The 25,611-nt window shown below is 57.1% G+C and carries 24 protein-coding genes and 2 pseudogenes; 23 read left to right on the top strand and 3 right to left on the bottom strand.

Annotated features, from left to right (window positions below; all coding sequences use genetic code 11):
• Nucleotides 1-567 precede the first annotated feature (567 nt).
• The 22 genes and pseudogenes from rpmH to ACA060_RS29235 all read left to right on the top strand — a co-directional run.
• Entirely contained in the window at nt 568-702 is a 135-nt protein-coding gene (gene rpmH / locus ACA060_RS29340; protein ID WP_003213577.1) for a 50S ribosomal protein L34, read from the top strand.
• A 16-nt stretch (nt 703-718) separates the two neighbouring features.
• Nucleotides 719-1,120 carry a ribonuclease P protein component gene (rnpA, locus tag ACA060_RS29335; protein ID WP_010465490.1) on the top strand — a complete coding sequence of 134 codons (402 nt, stop codon included), beginning with the start codon at nt 719-721 and terminating at the stop codon, nt 1,118-1,120.
• The gene (yidD, locus tag ACA060_RS29330; protein WP_010465488.1) at nt 1,113-1,358 is read left to right on the top strand and encodes a membrane protein insertion efficiency factor YidD; all 246 of its coding nucleotides are present in this window, start codon (nt 1,113-1,115) and stop codon (nt 1,356-1,358) included. Before rnpA ends, yidD begins: the two co-directional genes overlap by 8 nt.
• Before the next feature lie 2 nt (nt 1,359-1,360).
• Nucleotides 1,361-3,046, top strand: coding sequence for a membrane protein insertase YidC (yidC, locus tag ACA060_RS29325; protein WP_497314706.1), 1,686 nt, complete (start codon nt 1,361-1,363; stop codon nt 3,044-3,046).
• Between the two features lie 79 nt (nt 3,047-3,125).
• Nucleotides 3,126-4,496, top strand: coding sequence for a tRNA uridine-5-carboxymethylaminomethyl(34) synthesis GTPase MnmE (gene mnmE, locus ACA060_RS29320; RefSeq protein ID WP_497314704.1), 1,371 nt, complete (start codon nt 3,126-3,128; stop codon nt 4,494-4,496).
• 551 nt (nt 4,497-5,047) lie between these two features.
• Nucleotides 5,048-6,946, top strand: coding sequence for a tRNA uridine-5-carboxymethylaminomethyl(34) synthesis enzyme MnmG (gene mnmG, locus ACA060_RS29315; protein WP_109626982.1), 1,899 nt, complete (start codon nt 5,048-5,050; stop codon nt 6,944-6,946).
• Nucleotides 6,943-7,587 (top strand): 16S rRNA (guanine(527)-N(7))-methyltransferase RsmG, encoded by a 645-nt coding sequence (rsmG, locus tag ACA060_RS29310; protein WP_046030911.1) that lies wholly within the window; start codon nt 6,943-6,945, stop codon nt 7,585-7,587. The genes mnmG and rsmG overlap by 4 nt, the downstream gene beginning before the upstream one ends.
• 18 nt (nt 7,588-7,605) lie before the next feature.
• Nucleotides 7,606-8,403: a ParA family protein gene (locus ACA060_RS29305; protein WP_090177596.1), complete on the top strand. Its 798-nt coding sequence runs from the start codon at nt 7,606-7,608 to the stop codon at nt 8,401-8,403.
• 9 nt (nt 8,404-8,412) lie between these two features.
• Nucleotides 8,413-9,285: a ParB/RepB/Spo0J family partition protein gene (locus ACA060_RS29300; RefSeq protein ID WP_008027541.1), complete on the top strand. Its 873-nt coding sequence runs from the start codon at nt 8,413-8,415 to the stop codon at nt 9,283-9,285.
• A 148-nt stretch (nt 9,286-9,433) separates the two neighbouring features.
• Complete coding sequence (locus ACA060_RS29295) at nt 9,434-9,841, top strand: F0F1 ATP synthase subunit I (RefSeq protein ID WP_010465473.1); 408 nt, start codon at nt 9,434-9,436, stop codon at nt 9,839-9,841.
• A 16-nt stretch (nt 9,842-9,857) separates the two neighbouring features.
• On the top strand, nt 9,858-10,727 hold the full coding sequence (gene atpB, locus ACA060_RS29290) for a F0F1 ATP synthase subunit A (protein ID WP_010465471.1): 870 nt from the start codon (nt 9,858-9,860) through the stop codon (nt 10,725-10,727).
• 133 nt (nt 10,728-10,860) lie between these two features.
• A complete protein-coding gene (gene atpE / locus ACA060_RS29285; protein WP_002555987.1) occupies nt 10,861-11,118 on the top strand; it encodes a F0F1 ATP synthase subunit C in 258 nt (85 codons plus the stop codon).
• Nucleotides 11,119-11,174: 56 nt separating this feature from the next.
• Entirely contained in the window at nt 11,175-11,645 is a 471-nt protein-coding gene (locus ACA060_RS29280) for a F0F1 ATP synthase subunit B (RefSeq protein WP_109626978.1), read from the top strand.
• Nucleotides 11,646-11,657: 12 nt separating this feature from the next.
• Nucleotides 11,658-12,194: a F0F1 ATP synthase subunit delta gene (locus tag ACA060_RS29275; RefSeq protein ID WP_109626976.1), complete on the top strand. Its 537-nt coding sequence runs from the start codon at nt 11,658-11,660 to the stop codon at nt 12,192-12,194.
• Between the two features lie 21 nt (nt 12,195-12,215).
• A complete protein-coding gene (gene atpA / locus ACA060_RS29270; protein ID WP_008007884.1) occupies nt 12,216-13,760 on the top strand; it encodes a F0F1 ATP synthase subunit alpha in 1,545 nt (514 codons plus the stop codon).
• Nucleotides 13,761-13,810: 50 nt separating this feature from the next.
• Nucleotides 13,811-14,671 carry a F0F1 ATP synthase subunit gamma gene (atpG, locus tag ACA060_RS29265; protein ID WP_109626974.1) on the top strand — a complete coding sequence of 287 codons (861 nt, stop codon included), beginning with the start codon at nt 13,811-13,813 and terminating at the stop codon, nt 14,669-14,671.
• 27 nt (nt 14,672-14,698) lie between these two features.
• Nucleotides 14,699-16,078 carry a F0F1 ATP synthase subunit beta gene (gene atpD, locus ACA060_RS29260; protein ID WP_008155715.1) on the top strand — a complete coding sequence of 460 codons (1,380 nt, stop codon included), beginning with the start codon at nt 14,699-14,701 and terminating at the stop codon, nt 16,076-16,078.
• 45 nt (nt 16,079-16,123) lie between these two features.
• Nucleotides 16,124-16,549 carry a F0F1 ATP synthase subunit epsilon gene (locus tag ACA060_RS29255; RefSeq protein WP_007969909.1) on the top strand — a complete coding sequence of 142 codons (426 nt, stop codon included), beginning with the start codon at nt 16,124-16,126 and terminating at the stop codon, nt 16,547-16,549.
• Between the two features lie 116 nt (nt 16,550-16,665).
• On the top strand, nt 16,666-18,033 hold the full coding sequence (glmU, locus tag ACA060_RS29250) for a bifunctional UDP-N-acetylglucosamine diphosphorylase/glucosamine-1-phosphate N-acetyltransferase GlmU (protein WP_497314700.1): 1,368 nt from the start codon (nt 16,666-16,668) through the stop codon (nt 18,031-18,033).
• Between the two features lie 215 nt (nt 18,034-18,248).
• Nucleotides 18,249-19,028 carry a DeoR/GlpR family DNA-binding transcription regulator gene (locus ACA060_RS29245; RefSeq protein WP_497318376.1) on the top strand — a complete coding sequence of 260 codons (780 nt, stop codon included), beginning with the start codon at nt 18,249-18,251 and terminating at the stop codon, nt 19,026-19,028.
• 1 nt (nt 19,029) lies between these two features.
• The gene (gene glmS, locus ACA060_RS29240; protein WP_109626969.1) at nt 19,030-20,865 is read left to right on the top strand and encodes a glutamine--fructose-6-phosphate transaminase (isomerizing); all 1,836 of its coding nucleotides are present in this window, start codon (nt 19,030-19,032) and stop codon (nt 20,863-20,865) included.
• A 62-nt stretch (nt 20,866-20,927) separates the two neighbouring features.
• A pseudogene (locus ACA060_RS29235) lies at nt 20,928-21,086 on the top strand (BPSL0761 family protein); the annotation flags it as partial.
• Between the two features lie 75 nt (nt 21,087-21,161).
• Here ACA060_RS29235 and ACA060_RS29230 read toward each other — a convergent pair.
• From ACA060_RS29230 to ACA060_RS29220, 3 genes and pseudogenes are all read right to left on the bottom strand, one after another.
• Nucleotides 21,162-21,404, bottom strand: a pseudogene (locus ACA060_RS29230) (slipin family protein); the annotation flags it as partial.
• A gap of 48 nt (nt 21,405-21,452) precedes the next feature.
• Nucleotides 21,453-22,838, bottom strand: coding sequence for an NfeD family protein (locus ACA060_RS29225; RefSeq protein ID WP_497314698.1), 1,386 nt, complete (start codon nt 22,836-22,838; stop codon nt 21,453-21,455).
• 417 nt (nt 22,839-23,255) lie between these two features.
• Nucleotides 23,256-24,230 carry a TerC family protein gene (locus ACA060_RS29220; RefSeq protein ID WP_497314696.1) on the bottom strand — a complete coding sequence of 325 codons (975 nt, stop codon included), beginning with the start codon at nt 24,228-24,230 and terminating at the stop codon, nt 23,256-23,258.
• Between the two features lie 388 nt (nt 24,231-24,618).
• Between ACA060_RS29220 and ACA060_RS29215 the strand changes: the two genes are divergently transcribed.
• On the top strand, nt 24,619-25,521 hold the full coding sequence (locus ACA060_RS29215; RefSeq protein ID WP_497314694.1) for a universal stress protein: 903 nt from the start codon (nt 24,619-24,621) through the stop codon (nt 25,519-25,521).
• Nucleotides 25,522-25,611: the final 90 nt, after the last annotated feature.

Raw genomic sequence — 25,611 nt, 5'->3', positions numbered from 1 at the left:
GGATATCCCCTAAGTTGAAAGCCGGTGAGGCAAAAACAAGCGGCCATTGTAGCGGCCAGACGTCCACTTATCCACATGCAGGTTGCGCACAGACCATGAATTATCAACGCGTTAACCGTCAAAAAGACGACCAATGGTATGTGCATAAGCTCTGTGGATAACCGCCCATGAGGGCACTGGACAAGTGGGGGCGAAACTCGGTGGATAACCTGCCTGTGGATAACTGGCCATTCCACACACAGCTTATCCGACAGCGCAGCACAGGCTGCCCCCTGTTTTCCACCGTAGTTGTCATTCTCTGTACAGTGCGAGATAGAAGGGCTCAAGGTAGTTATCCACAGATGATCGGCTCCCTAGCTTTTATAAGCTTTACAGAAAAGCTTTAAATAACTTCCTTCTTTATTTCTATATCTAGCGAAGCACCTGCGGACGAGAAATCGCCTGGAGATCTATTTATAAGGAAACGCTGGTTGGAAATTGACCTAGAGGCTTGCTTTCTCTAGAATCCCCGGTCTCTTAAAACGGGGGCCATTCCGGCCCGTTGTGGACGAACCAGGTAACACGACAATGAAACGTACTTTCCAACCAAGCACTATCAAACGCGCTCGTACCCACGGTTTCCGTGCTCGCATGGCTACCAAGAACGGTCGTGCCGTCCTGTCGCGTCGTCGCGCCAAAGGTCGTGCGCGTCTGGCAGTTTGATAATCCGGCACTGGAGGTGAGTCAGGACTTCAGTCGGGAAAAGCGTCTGCTTACCCCCCGGCATTTCAAGGCAGTCTTTGACTCCCCTACCGGCAAGGTTCCGGGGAAAAATCTCCTGCTCCTTGCGCGCAACAACGATCTCGATCACCCCCGTCTCGGGTTGGTTATCGGGAAAAAGAGCGTAAAGCTCTCCGTCGAGCGCAATCGCCTCAAACGTCTGATGCGCGAATCGTTTCGCCTGAACCAGGATTCACTGGTCGGATGGGACATCGTTATCGTCGCGCGCAAAGGTTTGGGTGACGTAGAAAACCCCGAATTGATTCAGCATTTCGGCAAACTCTGGAAGCGTCTGGCACGTAGCAAGCCGGTACCAGCAGTCAAAACCGAAACTGTAGGGGTAGACAGTCCCGATGCGTAAACTGGCACTCGTTCCGATCCAGTTTTATCGCTATGCCATTAGTCCCCTGATGGCCAGTCACTGTCGTTTCTACCCCAGTTGTTCCTGCTACGCGTATGAAGCCATAGAAAATCATGGCCTTCTGCGCGGTGGCTGGCTGACCTTTCGTCGTTTAGGTCGCTGTCATCCGTGGAATCCCGGTGGTTATGACCCGGTTCCACCTATCCCTACCTCCCGTTCTTCTTCGATGGCCGAGTAATCATGGATATCAAACGCACGATCCTGATCGTCGCCCTGGCAATCGTGTCCTACGTTATGGTTCTTAAATGGAACCAGGACTATGGCCAGGCTGCCCTGCCGACTCAGAATGTTGCTTCCAGTACTACCGCACCGGGCCTACCGGACACGGCGACTGGCAATAATGCTTCTGTCAGTGACGACATTCCACGCGCCGCAAGTGATACCAGTGCAACTGCACCTACTGAAACACCAGTAGCTGTCAGCAAGGATCTCATCCAGATCAAAACGGATGTGCTCAACCTGGCTATCGATCCACAGGGTGGTGATGTTGCCCAGCTGACGTTGCCGCTGTATCCACGTCGCCAGGACCATCCGGAAATTCCATTCCAGTTGTTCGATAACGGCAACGAGCGGACTTATCTGGCCCAGAGCGGTTTGATCGGCACCAACGGCCCGGACGCAAGTCCAGCCGGTCGTCCGGTTTACACCTCGGAGAAGAAGATTTATCAACTGGCTGACGGTCAGGACCAATTGGTCGTGGACCTGAAGTTCAGCAAGGACGGCGTCAACTACATCAAACGTTTCACGGTGAAACGTGGCCTGTATGACGTAACCGTTTCCTATCTGATCGACAACCAGAGCGCACAGCCCTGGTCTGGTGCGATGTTCGCGCAACTGAAGCGTGACGCCAGCGGCGATCCTTCCTCAACCACCGCCACCGGCACCGCCACTTACCTGGGCGCTGCCCTGTGGACAAGTAACGAGCCGTACAAGAAAGTGTCCATGAAGGACATGGACAAGGCGCAGTTGAAGGAAACTGTCAGTGGTGGCTGGGTTGCCTGGTTGCAACACTACTTCGTCACCGCATGGATTCCGGCCAAGGGCGAAAACAACGTCGTCCAGACCCGTAAAGACAGCAAAGGCAACTACATCATCGGTTATACCGGCCCGGCAATGAGCGTTGCGCCAGGTGCAAAAGCCGAAACCAGCGCTGTTCTCTACGCTGGTCCGAAAAGCCAGGCCGTGCTGAAAGAGTTGTCCCCAGGTCTGGAACTGACCGTCGACTACGGCATTCTGTGGTTCATTGCCCAGCCAATCTTCTGGCTGCTGGGACACATCCACGCCATCGTCGGTAACTGGGGCTGGTCGATCATCTTCCTGACCATGCTGATCAAAGGGATTTTCTTCCCGCTGTCGGCTGCCAGCTACAAATCCATGGCGCGCATGCGTGCAGTGGCACCGAAACTGGCCGCGCTGAAAGAGCAGCATGGCGATGACCGGCAGAAAATGTCGCAAGCCATGATGGAGCTGTACAAGAAAGAGAAGATCAATCCGCTGGGTGGTTGCTTGCCAATCCTCGTACAGATGCCGGTTTTCCTTTCTCTGTACTGGGTTCTGCTGGAAAGCGTTGAAATGCGCCAAGCGCCATTCATGCTGTGGATTACTGACCTGTCGATCAAGGATCCGTTCTTCATTCTGCCGATCATCATGGGTGCAACCATGTTCATCCAGCAGCAGTTGAACCCGACACCTCCGGATCCGATGCAGGCGAAGGTCATGAAGCTGATGCCAATCATCTTCACCTTCTTCTTCCTGTGGTTCCCGGCTGGTCTGGTGCTGTACTGGGTAGTGAACAACTGCCTGTCCATCGCCCAACAGTGGTACATCACTCGTAAAGTCGAAGCGGCTACTAAAGCAGCTGCCTGATTTACACTGTGGATAACCACTCAAAACGCCCCCTAGTGGGGCGTTTTGCTATCTGTCACTTTTGTCTGGATACCGGTTTATGAGCGTTCCTCGGGAAACCATCGCAGCTGTCGCCACCGCTCAAGGTCGCGGCGGAGTGGGCATCGTCCGTATTTCCGGGCCGTTGGCGAGCATTGCCGCCAAGGCGATCAGCGGTCGCGAACTGAAACCCCGATTTGCCCACTACGGCCCCTTCCTCAATGAAAACGAAGAGGTGCTGGACGAAGGCATCGCCTTGTATTTCCCGGGACCCAACTCTTTTACCGGCGAAGACGTGCTTGAACTGCAGGGGCACGGCGGGCCGATCGTTCTGGACATGTTGCTCAAACGTTGCCTGGAACTGGGCTGCCGTCTGGCCCGGCCGGGAGAATTCAGTGAGCGTGCCTTCCTCAATGACAAACTCGACCTCGCCCAGGCGGAAGCCATCGCCGACCTGATCGAGGCCAGTTCTGCACAGGCCGCGCGCAACGCGTTGCGTTCGTTGCAGGGCGCCTTCTCCCAGCGTGTGCATAACCTCACCGAGCAGCTGATTGGCCTGCGCATCTACGTCGAAGCGGCCATCGATTTCCCGGAGGAAGAAATCGACTTCCTGGCTGACGGCCACGTACTGACGATGCTCGATAAGGTGCGCGACGAATTATCCACAGTGCTTCGTGAAGCCGGACAAGGTGCCTTGTTACGCGATGGGATGACCGTGGTCATTGCCGGCCGGCCGAATGCCGGTAAGTCCAGCCTGCTGAATGCGTTGGCCGGGCGAGAAGCCGCGATCGTGACCGAGATTGCCGGCACCACCCGGGATATTCTTCGCGAACATATCCACATCGATGGCATGCCGTTGCACGTGGTCGACACGGCAGGTTTGCGAGATACCGATGACCAGGTGGAAAAAATCGGTGTCGAGCGGGCGTTGAAAGCCATCGGCGAGGCAGATCGCGTGCTGTTAGTGGTCGATGCGACTGCTCCTGAGGCACTTGATCCGTTTGCGTTATGGCCGGAATTCCTGGAAATACGCCCGGATCCGGCAAAGGTCACGCTGATCCGTAACAAGGCTGACCTGACGGGAGAAGCGATTGCCCTGGAAGTCAGTGACGATGGCCACGTCACCATAAGCCTCAGTGCGAAATCCGCCGGCATGGGACTGGAGCTGCTACGCGAACATCTCAAGGCGTGCATGGGCTACGAGCAGACCTCGGAAAGCAGCTTCAGTGCTCGCAGGCGTCACCTTGAGGCACTACGACATGCCAGCGCATCCCTTGAACATGGCCGTGCACAGCTGACCTTGGCGGGCGCCGGTGAGCTGCTAGCCGAAGATTTACGCCAGGCTCAGCACTCTTTGGGTGAAATCACCGGTGCATTCAGCTCCGATGACCTGCTGGGGCGCATTTTTTCCAGCTTCTGCATCGGTAAATAGTCCTTCCGTTGTCCACAGACAGGCCATTCGCGCCTGTCTGTTCCTTCCCTTTTCTCAGATCGTCCTCCAGTGCTGAGCAGATTCTTTCTGCTTGAGCGGATTTTCCGTGTGCGGAATTTGCTGGATCAGCACTTTTCTGTGGATTAAGCCCTGTGAGTAACTGCCACTAAGGGCAGTTGATAACAGGGCCTGAAAACTGAAGATAACCGCCCCTGTGGATAACCACCCCTTTCATCCACAGGCTTAAACCGGTTATCCAAGGGCCTCCTTGGCACATGATCACAGGGTTTTGAATCGCTGTACATATTGAATATAAAGGCCTGTAGAGATCTATCCACAGAAATGTGCCTCAGTAGAAATAAACATAAAAACAAAGATTTAATAAATTTCTCTCTTTTTAATTTCTATAACCCCGACTTCTCCACAGCTGGTTAATTTTTGTGCAAAGGGTTCTTTAGGAAGGGCGAAGTCCCTATACTTGCCGGCCAGGTATAGAAACCTGAGCTCAAACTATTCCTGATTACCTGACTGAAGCAGGCACGAGGTGCGTGGTGGATTTCCCTTCCCGTTTTGAAGTGATCGTCATCGGCGGCGGTCATGCCGGTACCGAGGCAGCACTGGCCTCAGCACGCATGGGTGCTAAAACCCTGTTGCTGACGCATAACGTGGAAACCCTCGGTGCCATGAGTTGCAACCCTGCCATTGGCGGGATCGGCAAAAGCCATCTGGTAAAAGAAATCGATGCCCTCGGCGGCGCGATGGCCATGGCTACCGACAAAGGTGGTATCCAGTTTCGCGTATTGAACAGCCGCAAAGGCCCGGCCGTGCGTGCAACTCGCGCTCAGGCAGACCGGGTTCTGTACAAGGCCGCTGTCCGCGAAGCATTGGAAAACCAGCCGAACCTGTGGATATTTCAACAAGCTGCTGATGATTTGATCGTCGAGCAGGAGCAAGTGCGTGGTGTTGTCACCCAAATGGGCCTGCGTTTCCTCGCGGATTCCGTGGTGTTGACCACTGGCACCTTCCTCGGTGGACTTATCCACATCGGCATGCAGAATTATTCCGGTGGCCGCGCCGGTGATCCGCCATCGATCGCCCTGGCTCACCGTCTGCGTGAATTGCCATTGCGGGTTGGTCGTCTGAAAACCGGTACACCACCGCGAATCGACGGCCGTTCCGTGGATTTCTCGGTCATGACCGAGCAAGCAGGCGATACACCGATCCCGGTGATGTCGTTCATGGGGTCCAAAGAGCAGCATCCGAAACAGGTGAGCTGCTGGATTACCCACACCAACGCCCGCACTCACGAAATCATCGCCGCGAACCTCGATCGTTCGCCGATGTATTCCGATGCAGGACAGATCGAAGGTATCGGTCCGCGTTATTGCCCGTCGATCGAAGACAAGATCCACCGCTTTGCCGACAAGGAAAGCCACCAGGTCTTCATCGAGCCGGAAGGTTTGACGACGCACGAGTTGTACCCGAACGGGATATCCACATCGTTGCCGTTCGACGTGCAATTGCAGATCGTGCAATCGATCCGCGGCATGGAAAACGCGCACATTGTTCGTCCTGGCTACGCCATCGAGTACGACTACTTCGACCCCCGTGACCTGAAGTACAACCTCGAAACCAAAGTCATCGGCGGTCTGTTTTTCGCCGGGCAAATCAACGGCACCACCGGTTACGAAGAAGCGGGTGCCCAGGGGTTGCTGGCCGGGGCCAACGCCGCGCTGCGGGCACAGGGCAAAGATGCCTGGTGCCCGCGTCGCGATGAGGCGTACATCGGGGTGTTGGTCGACGACTTGATTACCCTCGGTACTCAAGAGCCGTACCGGATGTTCACATCCCGTGCCGAATACCGCCTGATCCTGCGCGAAGACAACGCCGACCTGCGCCTGACCGAAAAAGGGCGCGAGTTGGGTCTGGTCGATGACGCGCGTTGGGCGGCGTTCTGCAAGAAACGCGAAAGCATCGATCTCGAAGAGCAACGTCTGAAAAGTACCTGGGTCCGCCCGGGTACCGAGCAGGGCGATGCGATTTCCGAGAAGTTCGGTACACCGCTGACCCACGAATACAATTTGCTCAATCTGCTGAGCCGTCCGGAAATCGACTACGCTGGTCTGATCGCCGTGACCGGTGGGGGCGCAGAAGATCCACAAGTCGCCGAGCAGGTCGAAATCAAGACCAAATACGCCGGTTACATCGATCGTCAGCAGGATGAAATCGCTCGTCTGCGGGCCAGCGAAGACACAAAACTGCCTGTGGATATCGATTACACAAACATTTCCGGTCTCTCCAAAGAGATCCAGAGCAAGCTCGGTGCGACCCGTCCAGAGACTTTGGGCCAGGCGTCACGTATCCCGGGCGTCACGCCGGCAGCGATTTCGCTGTTGATGATTCATTTGAAAAAACGCGGCGCGGGCCGTCAGTTGGAGCAAAGCGCTTGAGTTCGTTGGTCACCTCGCAACATGCCGAAGAGTTATCCACAGGTGCCCGCCAGCTCGGTGTCACACTGACAGAAACCCAGCATGCTCAATTGCTGGGCTATCTGGCCCTGTTGATCAAATGGAACAAGGCTTACAACCTGACCGCCGTGCGCGATCCGGACGAAATGGTTTCCCGTCACCTGCTCGATAGTTTGAGCGTGATGTCGTTCGTCGAGAACGGTCGCTGGCTGGACGTTGGCAGCGGCGGCGGCATGCCGGGTATTCCGTTGGCTATCCTGTTTCCAGAGTCACAAGTGACCTGCCTGGACAGCAACGGCAAGAAAACCCGCTTCCTGACCCAGGTCAAACTCGAACTCAAACTGGATAACCTGCAAGTTATCCACAGCCGTGTCGAAGCGTTCCAGCCTGCCCAGCCGTTCAACGGGATCATTTCCCGGGCATTCAGCAGCATGGAAAACTTCAGTAACTGGACTCGCCACCTTGGCGATGCCGATACGCGCTGGCTGGCAATGAAGGGCGTTCATCCGGCCGATGAGCTGGTAGCATTGCCGGCAGACTTCCACCTCGATAGCGAACACGCCCTGGCCGTACCTGGTTGCCAAGGCCAACGCCATCTGCTGATACTGCGCCGCACGGCATGATTGGGAACACAAGCAAGAATGGCTAAGGTATTCGCGATAGCGAACCAGAAAGGTGGCGTGGGTAAAACCACCACCTGCATCAACCTCGCAGCTTCCCTGGTTGCTACCAAGCGCCGGGTGCTGTTGATCGATCTCGATCCACAGGGCAACGCCACCATGGGTAGCGGTGTGGATAAACACGGGTTGGAAAACTCGGTCTACGACCTGCTGATCGGCGAGTGTGACCTGGCCCAGGCCATGCACTACTCCGAGCATGGCGGTTACCAGTTGTTGCCGGCCAACCGTGACCTCACGGCGGCTGAAGTGGTTCTGCTGGAAATGCAGATGAAGGAAAGCCGTCTGCGCAGTGCGCTGGCGCCGATCCGTGAAAACTACGATTACATTTTGATCGACTGCCCGCCGTCGCTGTCGATGCTCACATTGAACGCATTGGTCGCGGCTGACGGGGTGATTATCCCCATGCAGTGCGAGTACTTTGCGCTCGAAGGTTTGAGCGACCTTGTGGATAACATCAAGCGCATCGCTGAATTGCTCAACCCGAACCTGAAAGTCGAAGGCCTGTTGCGGACCATGTATGACCCGCGCCTGAGCCTGATGAACGACGTGTCGGCGCAGCTCAAGGAACACTTCGGCGAGCAACTGTACGACACCGTTATCCCGCGCAACATCCGTCTGGCTGAAGCACCCAGTTACGGTATGCCGGCACTGGCTTACGACAAAGCATCGCGTGGCGCTATCGCCTACCTGGCGTTAGCCGGCGAGCTGGTTCGTCGTCAACGCAAAAACTCACGCACCGCCGCCGCTCAGGCAACTTAAGGAATCCCCATGGCCGTCAAGAAACGAGGTCTCGGACGTGGACTGGATGCACTGCTGAGTGGTCCGACTGTCAGCTCGCTGGAAGAACAAGCGGTGCAGGCCGATCAGCGTGAGCTGCAGCACCTGCCCCTGGACCTGATCCAGCGCGGCAAGTACCAGCCGCGTCGGGACATGGATCCTCAGGCGCTGGAAGAGCTGGCGCAGTCGATCAAGGCCCAGGGCGTGATGCAGCCGATCGTGGTTCGTCCGATTGGCAGCGGTCGCTTCGAAATCATCGCTGGTGAACGTCGCTGGCGCGCCAGCCAGCAGGCTGGCCAGGAAACCATTCCGGCGATGGTTCGCGATGTGCCGGATGAAACCGCGATCGCCATGGCGCTGATCGAGAACATCCAGCGTGAAGACCTCAATCCGATCGAAGAAGCCGTGGCCCTGCAGCGTTTGCAGCAGGAATTCCAGCTGACTCAGCAACAAGTGGCCGAAGCCGTGGGCAAATCCCGCGTGACTGTGGCCAACCTGCTACGCTTGATCGCGTTGCCGGAAGTTATCAAAACCATGCTGTCGCACGGTGACCTGGAAATGGGTCATGCCCGTGCTTTGCTCGGTTTGCCGGAGAATCAACAGGTTGAAGGGGCGCGACATGTTGTCGCACGGGGGCTGACGGTGCGCCAAACTGAGGCACTGGTTCGCCAGTGGTTGAGTGGCAAACAGGAGCCTGCCGAACCAGTCAAACCGGACCCTGATATCGCCCGACTCGAGCAGCGCCTGGCCGAACGCCTAGGCTCTGCGGTGCAGATCCGCCACGGAAAGAAGGGGAAAGGGCAGTTGGTTATTGGTTACAACTCCCTTGATGAGCTTCAGGGTGTGCTCGCACACATTCGCTGAAACATTTCCTCATGTAGCGTGCAGTCGGAAATCACTACCTGACAGTTGAATAGGGGCAGAACCGCCCCTATACTCTGCGCGCATTTTGTCGGCACAAATTATGCCAAGTTATTGAATTCTGGCAGCCGACCATTGGGGAGTAATTGTGATGGAAAGCCGCACGCCAAACCGCTTGCCGTTCCATCGCCTGGCAGTTTTTCCGGTGTTAATGGCTCAGTTTGTAGTTTTGCTGATCGCCGCTTTGGCGCTCTGGCAATGGCACGGAGTCGTTGCCGGGTACTCGGGACTCTGCGGAGGCCTGATAGCCTTGCTGCCCAATGTTTATTTCGCTCACAGGGCCTTTCGGTTTTCCGGCGCCCGAGCAGCCCAAGCCATCGTCCGGTCTTTTTATGCCGGTGAGGCGGGCAAACTGATTTTGACGGCAGTGCTCTTTGCATTGACGTTCGCAGGTGTGAAGCCATTGGCGCCGCTAGCTGTATTCGGCGTCTTCGTGTTGACCCAACTGGTCAGCTGGTTCGCGCCCCTGCTGATGAGAACAAGACTTTCGAGACCTTAGGGCGTTTGAGGCAACCATGGCAGAGACAACCGCTTCGGGCTATATCCAGCACCACTTGCAGAACCTGACCTTCGGTCAGCACCCAACTGGCGGGTGGGGTTTTGCCCACACCGCAGCAGAAGCCAAAGAAATGGGCTTCTGGGCTTTCCATGTCGATACCCTCGGCTGGTCGGTCGCGTTGGGTCTGATCTTCGTTCTTCTTTTCCGCATGGCGGCTAAGAAGGCGACTTCCGGTCAGCCTGGTGCTTTGCAGAACTTCGTTGAAGTATTGGTCGAATTCGTCGATGGCAGCGTGAAAGACAGCTTCCATGGCCGTAGCCCGGTGATCGCACCGTTGGCACTGACCATCTTCGTCTGGGTCTTCCTGATGAACGCCGTCGACCTTATCCCGGTCGACTGGATTCCTCAGCTGGCCATCCTGATCACTGGCGATGCGCACATTCCTTTCCGTGCCGTTTCGACCACTGACCCGAACGCTACCCTGGGCATGGCCCTGTCGGTGTTCGCGTTGATCATTTTCTACAGCATCAAGGTCAAGGGCATCGGCGGCTTCATCGGCGAGCTGACTCTGCACCCGTTCGGCAGCAAGAACATCTTCGTTCAAGCCCTGCTGATTCCGGTGAACTTCCTGCTGGAGTTCGTGACACTGATCGCCAAGCCTATCTCGCTGGCACTGCGTCTGTTCGGCAACATGTACGCCGGCGAACTGGTCTTCATTCTGATTGCTGTGATGTTCGGCAGCGGTCTGCTCTGGCTTAGCGGCCTGGGCGTAGTTCTGCAGTGGGCGTGGGCTGTGTTCCACATCCTTATCATCACCCTGCAGGCGTTTATCTTCATGATGTTGACCATCGTTTACCTGTCGATGGCGCACGAAGAGAACCATTAAGACCAGTCTCGACTAGTCTGATGTCCCACCCGGTCAAACGGGTGGGTGCCCGAACAGGGCTATGAAACGATTTGTTTTACCGCTTTAAAATCTAAAAAACCTAAACCATACGACGTAAAAGTCGGGAGGAAAGATGGAAACTGTAGTTGGTCTAACCGCTATCGCTGTTGCACTGTTGATCGGCCTGGGCGCACTGGGTACCGCAATTGGTTTCGGCCTGTTGGGCGGCAAGTTCCTGGAAGGCGCAGCGCGTCAGCCAGAAATGGTTCCAATGCTGCAAGTTAAAATGTTCATCGTTGCCGGTCTGCTCGACGCCGTAACCATGATCGGTGTTGGTATCGCTCTGTTCTTCACTTTCGCGAACCCATTCGTTGGTCAACTCGCTGGCTAATTACTCGAACCTTCGAGTAATTGGTGTGATGTGCAACGAACGAGCGAGGTGTTGGCGTGAACATTAATGCAACCCTGATTGGCCAGTCCGTTGCGTTCTTCATTTTTGTACTGTTTTGCATGAAGTTCGTGTGGCCTCCGGTCATCGCGGCTTTGCACGAACGTCAGAAGAAGATCGCGGATGGACTGGACGCTGCCGCCCGAGCAGCTCGCGACCTGGAGCTGGCCCAAGATAAAGCGGGTCAGCAACTGCGCGAAGCAAAAGCTCAGGCAGCCGAAATCATTGAGCAAGCCAAGAAACGCGGTAACCAGATCGTTGAAGAGGCTGTTGAAAAAGCCCGTATCGACGCTGACCGTGTGAAGGTTCAGGCTCAGGCCGAGATCGAGCAGGAACTGAACAGTGTCAAAGACGCGCTGCGTGCCCAACTGGGTAACCTGGCAGTCTCTGGCGCCGAGAAGATCCTGGGTTCCACAATCGATCAAAACGCGCACGCGGAGCTGGTAAACAAACTGGCTGCTGAAATTTAAGCGAGGGCGATCATGGCAGAATTGACCACGTTGGCCCGACCTTACGCTAAGGCAGCCTTCGAGCACGCCCAGGCCCACCAGCAACTGGCCTCTTGGTCAGCCATGCTCGGCCTGGCTGCAGCAGTGTCGCAAGATGACACCATGCAGCGCGTGCTCAAGGCCCCGCGACTGACGAGCGCAGACAAGGCCGCCACGTTTATTGACGTGTGCGGCGACAAGTTTGATGCCAAGGCACAGAACTTCATTCACGTCGTTGCCGAAAACGACCGTCTCCCGCTTCTGCCGGAGATCGCCGCTCTGTTTGACCTGTACAAGGCTGAACAAGAGAAATCGGTAGACGTTGAAGTCACCAGTGCTTTTGCATTGAACCAAGAACAGCAAGACAAACTCGCCAAGGTTCTCAGTGCACGACTCAACCGGGAAGTGCGCCTGCAAGTCGAGGAAGACAAATCCCTTATTGGGGGCATTGTCATCCGCGCCGGCGACCTGGTTATCGATGGCTCGGTTCGCGGCAAACTCGCGAGCCTTGCCGAAGCATTGAAATCTTGAGTTTGAAGGGGCAGCAGAGCAATGCAGCAACTCAATCCTTCCGAAATAAGTGAAATTATCAAGGGCCGCATCGACAAGCTCGATGTGACCTCCCAAGCCCGTAACGAAGGCACTGTCGTCAGCGTATCTGACGGTATCGTGCGGATTCACGGTCTGGCCGACGTCATGTACGGCGAGATGATCGAGTTTCCGGGCGGCGTCTTCGGTATGGCTCTCAACCTGGAGCAAGACTCCGTAGGCGCCGTTGTATTGGGCTCCTACCAGTCTCTGGCTGAAGGCATGAGCGCCAAGTGCACCGGCCGCATCCTCGAAGTTCCGGTTGGTAAGGAACTGCTGGGTCGCGTAGTCGACGCACTGGGTAACCCAGTTGACGGCAAAGGTCCGCTGAACAACACCGAGACCGATGCGGTCGAGAAAGTTGCTCCAGGCGTGATCTGGCGTAAGTCGGTAGACCAGCCTGTACAGACTGGCTACAAGGCTGTCGATGCCATGATCCCTGTCGGCCGTGGCCAGCGTGAGCTGATCATCGGTGACCGTCAGATCGGTAAAACCGCTCTGGCGATCGACGCGATCATCAACCAGAAAGACAGCGGCATTTTCTGCGTCTACGTGGCAATCGGTCAGAAACAATCGACCATCGCCAACGTGGTTCGCAAGCTGGAAGAAAACGGCGCACTGGCTAACACCATCGTCGTGGCGGCGAGCGCTTCGGAATCTGCAGCACTGCAATTCCTGGCACCGTACTCCGGTTGCACCATGGGTGAATTCTTCCGCGACCGCGGTGAAGACGCGCTGATCGTTTATGACGATCTGTCCAAGCAAGCAGTGGCTTACCGCCAGATTTCCCTGCTGCTGCGCCGTCCACCAGGCCGTGAAGCTTACCCAGGCGACGTGTTCTATCTCCACTCCCGTCTGCTGGAGCGCGCATCCCGCGTTTCGGAAGAATACGTAGAGAAGTTCACCAACGGCGCAGTGACCGGCAAAACCGGTTCCCTGACCGCACTGCCGATCATCGAAACCCAGGCTGGCGACGTTTCCGCGTTCGTTCCGACCAACGTGATTTCCATCACCGACGGTCAGATCTTCCTGGAATCGGCCATGTTCAACTCCGGGATCCGTCCTGCTGTGAACGCCGGTGTTTCGGTATCCCGTGTGGGTGGTGCCGCTCAGACCAAGATCATCAAGAAGCTCTCCGGTGGTATCCGTACCGCTCTGGCTCAGTACCGTGAACTGGCGGCATTCGCCCAGTTCGCTTCTGACCTGGACGAAGCGACCCGTAAGCAACTTGAGCATGGTCAGCGCGTTACCGAGCTGATGAAGCAGAAGCAATACGCACCAATGTCGATCGCTGACATGGCGCTGTCGCTGTATGCCGCTGAGCGTGGGTTCCTGACTGACGTCGAAATCGCCAAGATCGGCAGCTTTGAACAAGCGCTGATTGCTTTCTTCAACCGCGATCACGCCGATTTGATGGCGAAGATCAACGTGAAGGGTGACTTCAATGACGAAATCGACGCTGGCATGAAAGCCGGTATCGAGAAGTTCAAGGCCACCCAAACCTGGTAAGCCGCAGCGGGAGCCGCAAGGCTCCCGCTTGCTAACCTGATAGGTGTTACATGGCAGGCGCAAAAGAGATTCGCAGTAAGATTGCGAGCATCAAAAGCACGCAAAAGATTACCAGCGCCATGGAAAAAGTGGCGGTCAGTAAAATGCGCAAGGCACAAATGCGCATGGCTGCTAGCCGTCCTTATGCGGAGCGCATCCGCCAGGTTATTGGCCATCTGGCCAACGCCAACCCGGAATATCGCCACCCGTTCATGCTCGACCGTGAAGTAAAGCGCGTCGGTTATGTCGTGGTGAGCAGTGACCGTGGTCTGTGTGGTGGCTTGAACACCAACCTGTTCAAGGCTTTGGTCAAGGACATGGCGGTAAACCGCGAAAACGGCGTCGAGATCGATCTGTGTGTTGTTGGTAGCAAGGGTGCGGCTTTCTTCCGCAACTTCGGCGGTAACGTCGTAGCCGCTATCAGCCACCTGGGTGAAGAGCCGTCGATCAATGACCTGATCGGCAGCGTCAAGGTGATGCTGGATGCCTACCTGGACGGCCGTATTGACCGCCTGTCCGTGGTGTCCAACAAGTTCGTCAACACCATGACGCAAACGCCTACCGTGGAGCAATTGATTCCACTGGTGGCAACCCCGGATCAGGAACTCAAGCACCACTGGGATTATCTGTACGAACCGGACGCCAAAGAGCTGCTTGACGGCTTGATGGTCCGTTACGTGGAGTCGCAGGTCTACCAGGCGGTGGTCGAGAACAACGCGGCTGAACAAGCTGCGCGGATGATCGCGATGAAGAACGCTACCGACAACGCCGGTGATTTGATCAGCGATTTGCAGCTGGTCTACAACAAGGCGCGTCAGGCTGCGATCACCCAAGAGATCTCGGAAATCGTCGGCGGCGCTGCCGCGGTTTAACGGTTCAAATATTCAGAGGATCCAGCTATGAGTAGCGGACGTATCGTTCAAATCATCGGCGCCGTTATCGACGTGGAATTTCCACGCGACAGCGTACCGAGCATCTACAACGCGCTGAAAGTAGTGAGCGCGGCTGAAACCACCCTCGAAGTTCAGCAACAGCTGGGCGACGGCGTGGTTCGTACCATTGCGATGGGTTCCACCGAAGGCTTGAAGCGCGGTCTGGAAGTCACCGACTCCGGCGCAGCCATCTCCGTACCGGTCGGTAAAGCGACTCTGGGCCGGATCATGGACGTACTGGGCAACCCGATCGACGAAGCTGGCCCGATCGACACCGAAGAGCGCTGGGGCATTCACCGTCCTGCGCCAACCTTCGCTGAACAAGCGGGCGGCAACGACCTGCTGGAAACCGGCATCAAGGTTATTGACCTGGTTTGCCCGTTCGCCAAGGGTGGTAAAGTCGGTCTGTTCGGTGGTGCCGGTGTAGGCAAAACCGTAAACATGATGGAACTGATCCGTAACATCGCCATCGAGCACAGCGGTTATTCCGTGTTCGCCGGTGTGGGTGAGCGTACTCGTGAGGGTAACGACTTCTACCACGAGATGAAGGATTCCAACGTTCTGGACAAAGTGGCACTGGTTTACGGTCAGATGAACGAGCCGCCGGGTAACCGTCTGCGCGTAGCACTGACCGGCCTGACCATGGCCGAGAAGTTCCGTGACGAAGGTAACGACGTTCTGCTGTTCGTCGACAACATCTATCGTTACACCCTGGCCGGTACTGAAGTATCCGCACTGCTGGGCCGTATGCCTTCCGCAGTAGGTTACCAGCCGACCCTGGCCGAAGAGATGGGTACTCTGCAAGAGCGTATCACTTCGACCAAGAACGGTTCGATCACCTCGATCCAAGCGGTATACGTACCTGCGGATGACTTGACTGACCCGTCGCCAGCGACCACCTTCGCCCACTTGGACGCCACCGTCGTTCTGTCCCGTGACATCGCTTCCCTGGGTATCTACCCGGCGGTCGATCCACTCGACTCGACTTCGCGCCAGCTGGATCCGAACGTAATCGGTCAGGACCACTACGACACCGCTCGCGGCGTACAGTATGTTCTGCAACGTTACAAAGAACTGAAGGACATCATTGCGATCCTGGGTATGGACGAGCTGTCGGAAGCCGACAAGCAGTTGGTAAACCGTGCTCGTAAGATCCAGCGTTTCTTGTCGCAGCCGTTCTTCGTGGCTGAAGTCTTCACCGGTGCATCGGGTAAATACGTTTCCCTGAAAGACACCATTGCTGGCTTCAAAGGCATCCTCAACGGTGACTACGACCACCTGCCAGAACAAGCGTTCTACATGGTCGGCGGCATCGAAGAAGCGATCGAGAAAGCCAAGAAACTGTAATCCCGGCGCCCGGCAACGGGCGCTAATTTAGGTTGAGGCAATCAGATGGCTATGACAGTCCATTGCGATATCGTCAGCGCGGAAGGGGAAATCTTTTCCGGTCTGGTCGAGATGGTGATTGCGCACGGTGCACTGGGTGATCTTGGTATCGCCCTGGGTCACGCGCCGTTGATCACTAATCTCAAGCCGGGCCCGATCCGCCTGGTCAAGCAGGGCGGGGAAGAGGAGGTGTATTACATCTCCGGTGGTTTCCTCGAGGTTCAGCCGAACATGGTCAAGGTTCTTGCCGACACCGTGCAACGTGCTGCCGACCTGGACGAAGCCTCCGCTCAGGAAGCCGTTAAGGCTGCCGAGAAGGCCTTGCATGAGCGGGGCGCGGAATTCGATTACGGTTCTGCTGCCGCACGTCTGGCCGAGGCTGCAGCTCAGCTGCGCACCGTCCAGCAGATCCGCAAGAAGTTTGGCCACTAATAGGCCATTGCTTGTTGCGCGATTGATTAAAAAGGGTAGCCTCGGCTACCCTTTTTTCTTTTCCGATATTCATAACCTGGTCGCAGCCGCTGACCACCCAGGATTGGTAGCCAGTCATGTCTCTTGAAATCGTTATCCTCGCTGCCGGCCAAGGCACTCGCATGCGTTCGGCGTTGCCGAAAGTGCTGCATCCGATTGCCGGCAACTCGATGCTTGGTCATGTTATCCACAGCGCCCGGCAACTTGATCCACAGCGCATCCACGTCGTGATCGGTCATGGCGCCGAAGCGGTGCGCGAGCGTCTGGCGGCGGACGATCTGAATTTCGTGCTGCAGGACAAGCAGCTGGGTACCGGTCACGCGGTGGCTCAGGCCGTGCCGTTCATCGAGTCCGACACCGTACTGATCCTGTACGGTGACGTGCCGTTGATTGAAGTCGAAACCCTGCAACGTCTGCTCAAGAAAGTCGCCCCGCAGCAACTGGGCCTGCTCACCGTCGAGCTGGATGACCCGACCGGTTACGGCCGCATCGTCCGCGATGCCGCCGGCAAGGTCACGGCCATCGTCGAGCAGAAAGACGCCAACGAAGCCGAGCGTGCGATCACCGAAGGCAACACCGGCATTCTGGCGCTGCCTTTCGCGCAATTGGGTGGCTGGATGAGCCGCCTCTCCAACAACAATGCCCAGGGCGAGTATTACCTGACCGACGTGATTGCAATGGCGGTCAGCGATGGTCTGGTGGTGGCTACCGAGCAACCCCATGACGCCATGGAAGTGCAGGGCGCCAATGATCGCAAGCAACTCTCCGAGCTCGAGCGCCATTATCAGCTGCGCGCCGGTCGTCGTCTGATGGCGCAAGGCGTGACCCTGCGCGACCCGGCGCGTTTCGATGTGCGCGGTGAAGTCACCGTCGGCCGCGACGTGCTGATCGACATCAACGTGATCCTCGAAGGCAAGGTCGTCATTGAAGATGACGTGGTGATCGGTCCTAACTGCGTGATCAAGGACAGCACCCTGCGCAAAGGCGTGGTGATCAAGGCCAACAGCCATATCGAAGGCGCGAGCCTGGGCGAAGGCAGCGATGCCGGCCCGTTCGCTCGCCTGCGTCCAGGTACGGTGCTGGAGGCTCGCGCGCATGTGGGTAACTTTGTAGAGCTGAAGAACGCTCATCTGGGTGAAGGCGCCAAGGCCGGTCACTTGACCTATCTGGGCGATGCCGAGATCGGCGCGCGCACCAACATTGGCGCGGGCACCATCACCTGCAACTACGACGGCGCCAATAAGTGGAAAACCGTGTTGGGTGAAGATGTGTTCATCGGTTCCAACAACTCGTTGGTGGCGCCTGTGGATATCTCTTCCGGTGCGACGACGGCGGCCGGTTCGACGATAACCCAGAATGTGGATAACGCGCAGTTGGCGGTGGGTCGCGCGCGCCAGAAAAATATCGATGGCTGGAAACGGCCGGTGAAGATCAAGAAGAGCTGAGTTATCCACATAGCGTTTTCAGGTTTTAGTTATACACAGCCTGATTGATCGTCATCGCGGGCAAGCCCGCTCCCACAAGGATTTCGCAAGACCTTGTGGGAGCGGGTTTGCCCGCGATGCGTTTATCCACAGATATTTTTTCTTACACCCGCTTGACGAAGTTTCGCTGATAGGTTTTGATTGCTTCCGTTATCTTTCGAATCGAAACTTACCAGATCATGTCGAAACGCAATACACCCCAACGTCGTCACAACATCCTCGCCTTGGTCAATGAGCAGGGCGAAGTCAGTGTGGATGAGCTGGCCAAGCGCTTCGAAACTTCAGAAGTTACGGTTCGCAAGGATTTGGCCGCACTAGAAAGTAATGGTTTGTTGCTGCGCCGCTATGGCGGAGCGATCACCATGCCTCAGGAGCTGGTCGCCGACATCGGCCAACCGGTCTCCAAATACAAGCAGGCCATTGCCCGCGCCGCTGTTACGCGGATTCGCGAGCATGCACGGATCATCATCGACAGCGGCAGCACCACCGCCGCCATGATCCCGGAACTCGGTCAACAGCCCGGGCTGGTGGTGATGACCAATTCCCTGCATGTGGCCAACGCCTTGAGCGAACTCGAACACGAGCCGGTGCTGTTGATGACCGGCGGCACCTGGGACCCGCATTCCGAGTCCTTTCAGGGGCAGGTCGCCGAGCAAGTACTACGCTCTTACGACTTCGACCAGTTGTTTATCGGTGCCGATGGCATCGACCTGGTTCGCGGTACCACCACCTTCAATGAATTGCTGGGTCTGAGCCGGGTTATGGCTGATGTTGCCCGCGAAGTGATCGTGATGGTGGAGGCCGACAAGATCGGCCGCAAGATTCCCAACCTGGAACTGCCCTGGAGCAGCGTCCATACCCTTATTACCGATGATCGCCTGCCAGTTGAAGCACGGGATCAGATTCAGGCCCGCGGTATCAATTTGATTATCGCGGCTGTCAGTCAGGAGAAATAGCATGTGTGGAATTGTCGGAGCAGTCGCAGAACGTAACATCACCGCCATCCTGCTCGAAGGTCTGAAACGCCTGGAATACCGTGGCTACGACAGCGCCGGTGTGGCGGTTTTCACCAACGACGGGATCCTTGATCGCGTCCGTCGTCCGGGCAAGGTCAATGAGCTGGATCAAGCTCTGGCCGAGGCGCCGCTGATCGGTCGTCTGGGCATCGCCCATACCCGTTGGGCAACCCATGGCGCCCCTTGCGAACGCAACGCCCATCCACATCTCTCCGGGCAGAACCTGGCCGTTGTGCACAACGGCATCATCGAGAACTACGAGGCCCTGCGCGAACAGTTGAAGGCCCAGGGCTACGTGTTCACCTCGGACACTGACACTGAAGTCATCGCTCACCTGCTGGCGCATAAACTCAAGGATCTGCACGACCTGACCGTGGCCTTGAAGGCGACCGTCAAAGAACTGCACGGTGCTTATGGTCTGGCAGTTATCAGCGCCGACCAGCCGGATCGTCTGGTCGCCGCCCGCAGTGGCAGCCCGCTGGTGATTGGCCTGGGCCTGGGGGAAAACTTCCTCGCTTCCGACCAATTGGCCTTGCGTCAGGTCACCGACCGTTTCATGTACATGGAAGAAGGCGATATCGCCGAGATTCGCCGCGACAGCGTTCAAATCTGGGACGTTGATGGCAAACTCGTCGAGCGCGAAGCCGTGCAGTACGGCGACAACGCCGAATCCGCCGAGAAGGGCGAGTACCGCCACTTCATGCTCAAGGAAATCCACGAGCAGCCTACGGTCGTGCAGCGCACGCTGGAGGGACGCCTGAGCCAACAACAGGTTCTGGTGCAAGCCTTCGGCCCGGAAGCCCCGGAGTTGTTCGCCAAGGTTCGCAACGTACAGATCGTCGCCTGCGGCACCAGCTACCACGCCGGTATGGTTGCCCGTTACTGGCTGGAAGAACTGGCCGGTATCCCGTGCCAGGTCGAAGTCGCCAGTGAATTCCGCTACCGCAAAGTCGTGGTGCAGCCAGACACGCTGTTCGTGACCATTTCCCAGTCCGGCGAAACCGCAGACACCTTGGCCGCCTTGCGCAACGCCAAGGAGTTGGGCTTCCTCGCCAGCCTGGCGATCTGCAACGTCGGCATCAGCTCGCTGGTGCGTGAGTCCGACCTGACCCTGCTGACCCAGGCCGGTCGCGAAATCGGCGTGGCCTCGACCAAAGCCTTCACCACCCAATTGGTCGGCCTGCTGTTGCTGACTCTGTCCCTGGGTCAGGTTCGCGGCACTTTGGCCAAAGGCGTCGAAGCCACCCTGGTTGAAGAACTGCGCCGCCTGCCAACACGTCTGGGCGAAGCCCTGGCCATGGACAGCACCGTGGAGAAAATCGCCGAACTGTTCGCCGAGAAGAACCACACCCTGTTCCTCGGTCGTGGCGCGCAATTCCCGGTAGCGATGGAAGGGGCCCTGAAACTCAAGGAAATCTCCTACATCCACGCTGAAGCCTACCCGGCGGGCGAACTGAAGCACGGCCCGTTGGCGTTAGTGGATAACGACATGCCCGTGGTCACCGTGGCACCGAACAACGAACTGCTGGAGAAGCTGAAGTCCAACCTCCAGGAAGTCCGCGCCCGTGGCGGCCAATTGATCGTCTTCGCAGACGAAAAGGCCGGTATGACCAACGGCGAGGGTACCCACGTTGTCCACATGCCGCACATCCACGACATCCTGTCGCCAATCCTCTACACCATCCCGCTGCAGTTGCTCTCGTACTACGTGGCGGTGTTGAAAGGCACGGACGTTGACCAGCCACGGAACCTGGCGAAGTCGGTGACGGTGGAATAAGTTATCCACAGCTGACTGAACACTGCTTTCAGGCAATAAAGTCTGTCCAGCGATAATAAAAACTGTCTCACGATCGGGAGGTCGCTCACAGGCGACCCTCCCTTAGTCTCCGCGACCAACCTCAAACGCCCCATGAACTTACTCGTAGCATTATTCAAACGGGTGATTGTTTGCGCGACTTGGCGAGAGACCAGTCTGTTCCAGAGTCGGTCCGTCAGGGGGCCAAGCACCTTCAGCACTTCATGCTGAACGAGATGGTTCTCGAGCTGCCGCATTGGATGCTACACCGGTGTTGGTCATTTCTTTTGCGACAAATCGGCCATTCCTTTCAAAAACTCAATCGGCAACGTAAATACAATGGTCGAGCTCTTGTCCCCAGCGATTGCACCCAGTGTCTGCATATAGCGCCGTTGCATGGCACCAGGCTGGCGCCCAAGCATCTCGGCGGCCTGCATGAGCTTCTCCGAAGCCTGCAATTCACCTTCGGCGTGTATCACCTTGGCCCGCCGTTCACGCTCAGCCTCGGCTTGCTTGGCGATGAGGAGCAAGGCGAGCAGCGCGCCAAAACCCAATTCGACGAACATGGATCAACCTCCTCGCGGTGGCGTTTCATCCGGTGCAATGACGTCCAGCTTCACGCCCGTGCGTGCCACCACCCGGACCTGTTGGCCCAGGTGCAGAGGCGAGCGGCTCTGAACTTGCCATTTTTCGCCCTGCAGTTGCACCCAGCCGCTCATCGGCAGACCCGGCAGCAGCCCCGTCACCGTGGCCAGGCTGCCAACCAAGCCCGCATCGCCGCTGACCAGGGCACGGCGTCGGGCCTTGAGCGCCATGCCGACCAGAGTCATTAGCAACAGGGCGCTGATCAGTGCCATGCCGATGATCAGCGCCAACGGAATGCCGAAGCCCGGTACATCGGTGTCCATCAAAATCACTGCGCCGATTACAAAAGCAACCACCCCACCGAAGCCGATTACACCGAAACTCGGTAGAAACGCCTCGGCGATCATGAAGGCGAGCCCTAGCAGAATCAGTCCGACCCCGGCGTAATTCACGGGCAACAGTTGCAGGGCATACAACCCCAGCAACAGGCAGATACCACCGAGTACTCCACCGACACCTGACCCTGGGTTCATGAATTCGAATATCAACCCATAGACCCCGAACATGATCAGCAGCAATGCCACGCTGGGGTTGGTGATCACCGCCAGCAGTTGTGTGCGCCAATCAGGCGCATGATCGATGAGTGCAGCCCCGGTGGTACTCAGCTTCAACGTCTGACCGGCGACATTCAGGCTCTTACCGTCCAGTTGCTTGAGCAGGTCCGCCACGTCATTGGCCACATAATCGACCACCTTGAGTTTGAGCGCTTCGTCGGCCGACAGGCTGAGCGATTCACGTACCGCTTGTTCGGCCCAGTCGGCGTTACGTCCGCGCAGTTGCGCTAGGCCGCGGATGTAAGCCGCTGCATCGTTGATCTGTTTGCGAGCCAGGGTATCCAGCGGCTCGGGCGGTGAGTTTTTGTCGGTGGCAGGTGCCGCTGGTGGGCGCGGTGGATCTGGCGCGGTCCCGGGCAGGCCGCCGATCTGCACCGGCGTAGCGGCGCCCAGATTGGTGCCCGGGGTCATGGCGGCAACGTGGCTGGCATATAGGATATAGGTGCCGGCGCTGGCCGCACGTGCGCCACTGGGGGCGACGAAACTGGCCACTGGCAGAGGGCTGGCCAGAATCGCCTTGATGATCAAGCGCATCGAAGTGTCCAGCCCGCCGGGGGTGTCGAGCTTGATGACCACCAACTGTGCGCCCTCGGTCTCCGCACGCGTCAGGCCCCGCACGACGTAGTCGGCATTGGCCGGGCCGATGGCATCGTTGACCGTCAGGACCACGATGCTGCCCGCAGCCGTCACTGACCCCATCGGCAACCCGACCAGTATCATCAGCAGGAGCAGGCGGCACCACCAGCGACTGTTCATGGGACCCTCCTGATTGCGGGTTCGGCAGCCTGCAACCTTCACTTAAAGAGTAGTTGAGTCAGTCAAGGGCGATGCAGGCGCGGCGGTTAATGCAGGGCAAGTGCCGAAACTGTTCGCCAAGATCTCGCGTCACCGTACTGCGCTCTTGATCCTAATGATCCAGAGCGCGAAACCGCGATACAGCTACTCCTGACGATGTTGAGTCGTGTATCGACCGATAGGATATTAGCTAGATGTCGGATCTATATATGTTGGTGCAGGTGCTGGTGCGGTTTTGACCCAAGCTGCTGACTTCAGCTGCCCCTTTGGCTGCCTGTGAAGACACCCATAAGACCATCGATTACCAAGTATTCGGGTAGGTCATTGATTTCCGGTAGCCTGGGTCAAAACCGCCTCAGCGCCAACATCTCTGATTCATCATTGTTCTCCCGTAACCCGTGTTTTGCTCTTCGTCAAAGTCAGGCTCAACAGTACCGAAATCAATATGACGCCGCCGACTGTGGTCAGCGACCATTGGATCGGCATGTGCCACCACGGCGCGACCAGCATTTTGCCGCCGATGAACACCAGTACGATGGCCAGGCCATATTTGAGCAAGTGGAAGCGGTTGGCCATGTCGGCAAGCAGAAAATACAGTGCGCGCAGGCCCATGATGGCGAAGATGTTGGAGGTGAACACGATGAAGGGGTCGGTGGTGACGGCGAAGATAGCCGGGATGCTATCGACCGCGAACACCAAATCGCTGGCCTCGATCAGTACCAGCACCAGGAACATCGGCGTCGCCCAGAGCAGGCCGTTCTGGCGCACGAAGAAGCGCTCGCCATGAAAGCCGTCGGTGATGCGAAGATGGCTACGCATCCAGCGCAGCAAAGGGTTCTTTTCGAGGTCTGGCTGCTGGTTGGCGAAGATCAGCATCTTGATGCCGGTGATGACGAGGAAAGCACCAAAGACATAGAGTAGCCAGGCAAACTCCTGCACCAGCCAGACACCGGCGAAAATCATACCGGCCCGCATGATGATGGCGCCCAGCACGCCATAAAGCAGGACGCGGCGCTGCAACTCTGGCGGCACGGCGAAGTAGCCGAAGATCATCACGAAAACGAACATGTTGTCGATCGACAGCGACTGCTCGATCAGGTAGCCCGTCAGGAATTCGAGCGTTGTACGCTGGGCCACTTCGGCGCCGAACATGCTGCGCAGATACCACCAGAGCAGGACGGCGAAGATCAACGCCAAACTGGTCCAGGCGATGACCCAGGCCAGCGCTTCGCGCACCGAAACACGATGCGCCTTACGTCCGCCGAAGACGAACAGATCGAGCGCCAGCATGGCAAGGACGAACACGATGAAGGCGGCCCACATCCAGGATTGGCCGACGCTGATGGCGGTCATTTACTGTCTCCGCATGAAGCAGCAATAGGCTGGAGGAGTCATGCTAACGAGCCTGTTACATCAACAAAAATCGTTTATTCGTTGCGAATAGTTCGTTTTTTACGAAGTATTGATTCAGGTACTCAACTACCGGCAATTGCATTGGTTCTGCTCCGTGGTCACGGCGGGTGGCATGGCGCGCGGCTCCAGCAGTCCCGCCTCCTGCTCGATCGTGATGAAAAGGTCTGCTACACCCTTCGAAAGGCTTGGCAACTGCTAAGCCGGTGATGCAGGCGTATATTGATAGTGTCGATCCAGATAGTTGAGGCGATAAAAGATCGCCAATGGTGGGACAAGCGAGAGTGCTGGGGGGCGCTAGCGGATAACCCGGAACGTTTGGAGGTGTCACATGAGGCAGTATCAACGACTCTTTCTGATCGCAGGTCCAACCATGCGTCACTCGCCGGCGATGGAGCGGGCAATCGCACTTGCCGATGCCACAGGCGCAGCGCTGCATATTGCGGTGTTCATCGAAGACTTCGACCTTATGCGATTAATGAGCAACAGTGCACAACTTCGTGAGAGTTGCCGGCAGGAGAACCTGCAGTGGTTGGCGGATGAGGCCGAACTCATGCGCAGGAAGGGTATCAATGTGACCACCGAAGTTGCATTGACCCGTGACCCACTGCAAGAGATCCTCGGGCATGTAGCTGAAATGCAGCCGGACCTGATTATCAAGGACGTACATCATGAATCAGCGCTCAAACGCGTATTCGTCACGCCTTTGGATTGGCAATTATTGCGCGAATGTCCGACCCCCATACATCTGGTCAGCGAAGTCAGGTGTCCTCTTCCTCGGGTGATTGTGGCGGCGGTTGATCCATCGCATCCAGAGGGTCAGATCAGCGGAATCAACGACAGCGTCATTCAGGCGGCGAACGAATTGGCGACGCAATGTGATGCTGAATTGCACATGCTGTATGCCTATGAACTGACACACACACATTTCTCTGATGCAGGTGCTGGCGCCGTGACGATGCCCGGCTTCAGCAACGATGTGCGCCGATCACTTGAAAAGTGCTTCGTTGCCTTGGCTGGACGCTACGGCGTGCCACCTGAGCGACAACACTTCATTGCAGGGCCGCCAACCAAAGCGATGGCCGACTTTGCGACTCATACTCGAGCGGATGTCTTCGTAATGGGAAATACCCATCACAAAGGGGTGGACAAGCTGATTGGCAGTACCACGGAGCATGTTCTGTATCAGGTGCCCTGCAGCGTTTTGGCCATCAAGGGAGAAGCGGATCACTGAACGAAAAAACCGCCACTATCGCAGCCGGCTGTTGGTGCTGATGTGGTTTTGACCCAAGCTGCTGACTTCAGCTGACCCTTAGGCGGTCTA

The sequence above is a fragment of the Pseudomonas sp. LBUM1671 genome, assembly GCF_059695685.1.
This window is presented reverse-complemented; position numbering and strand designations above follow the sequence as displayed.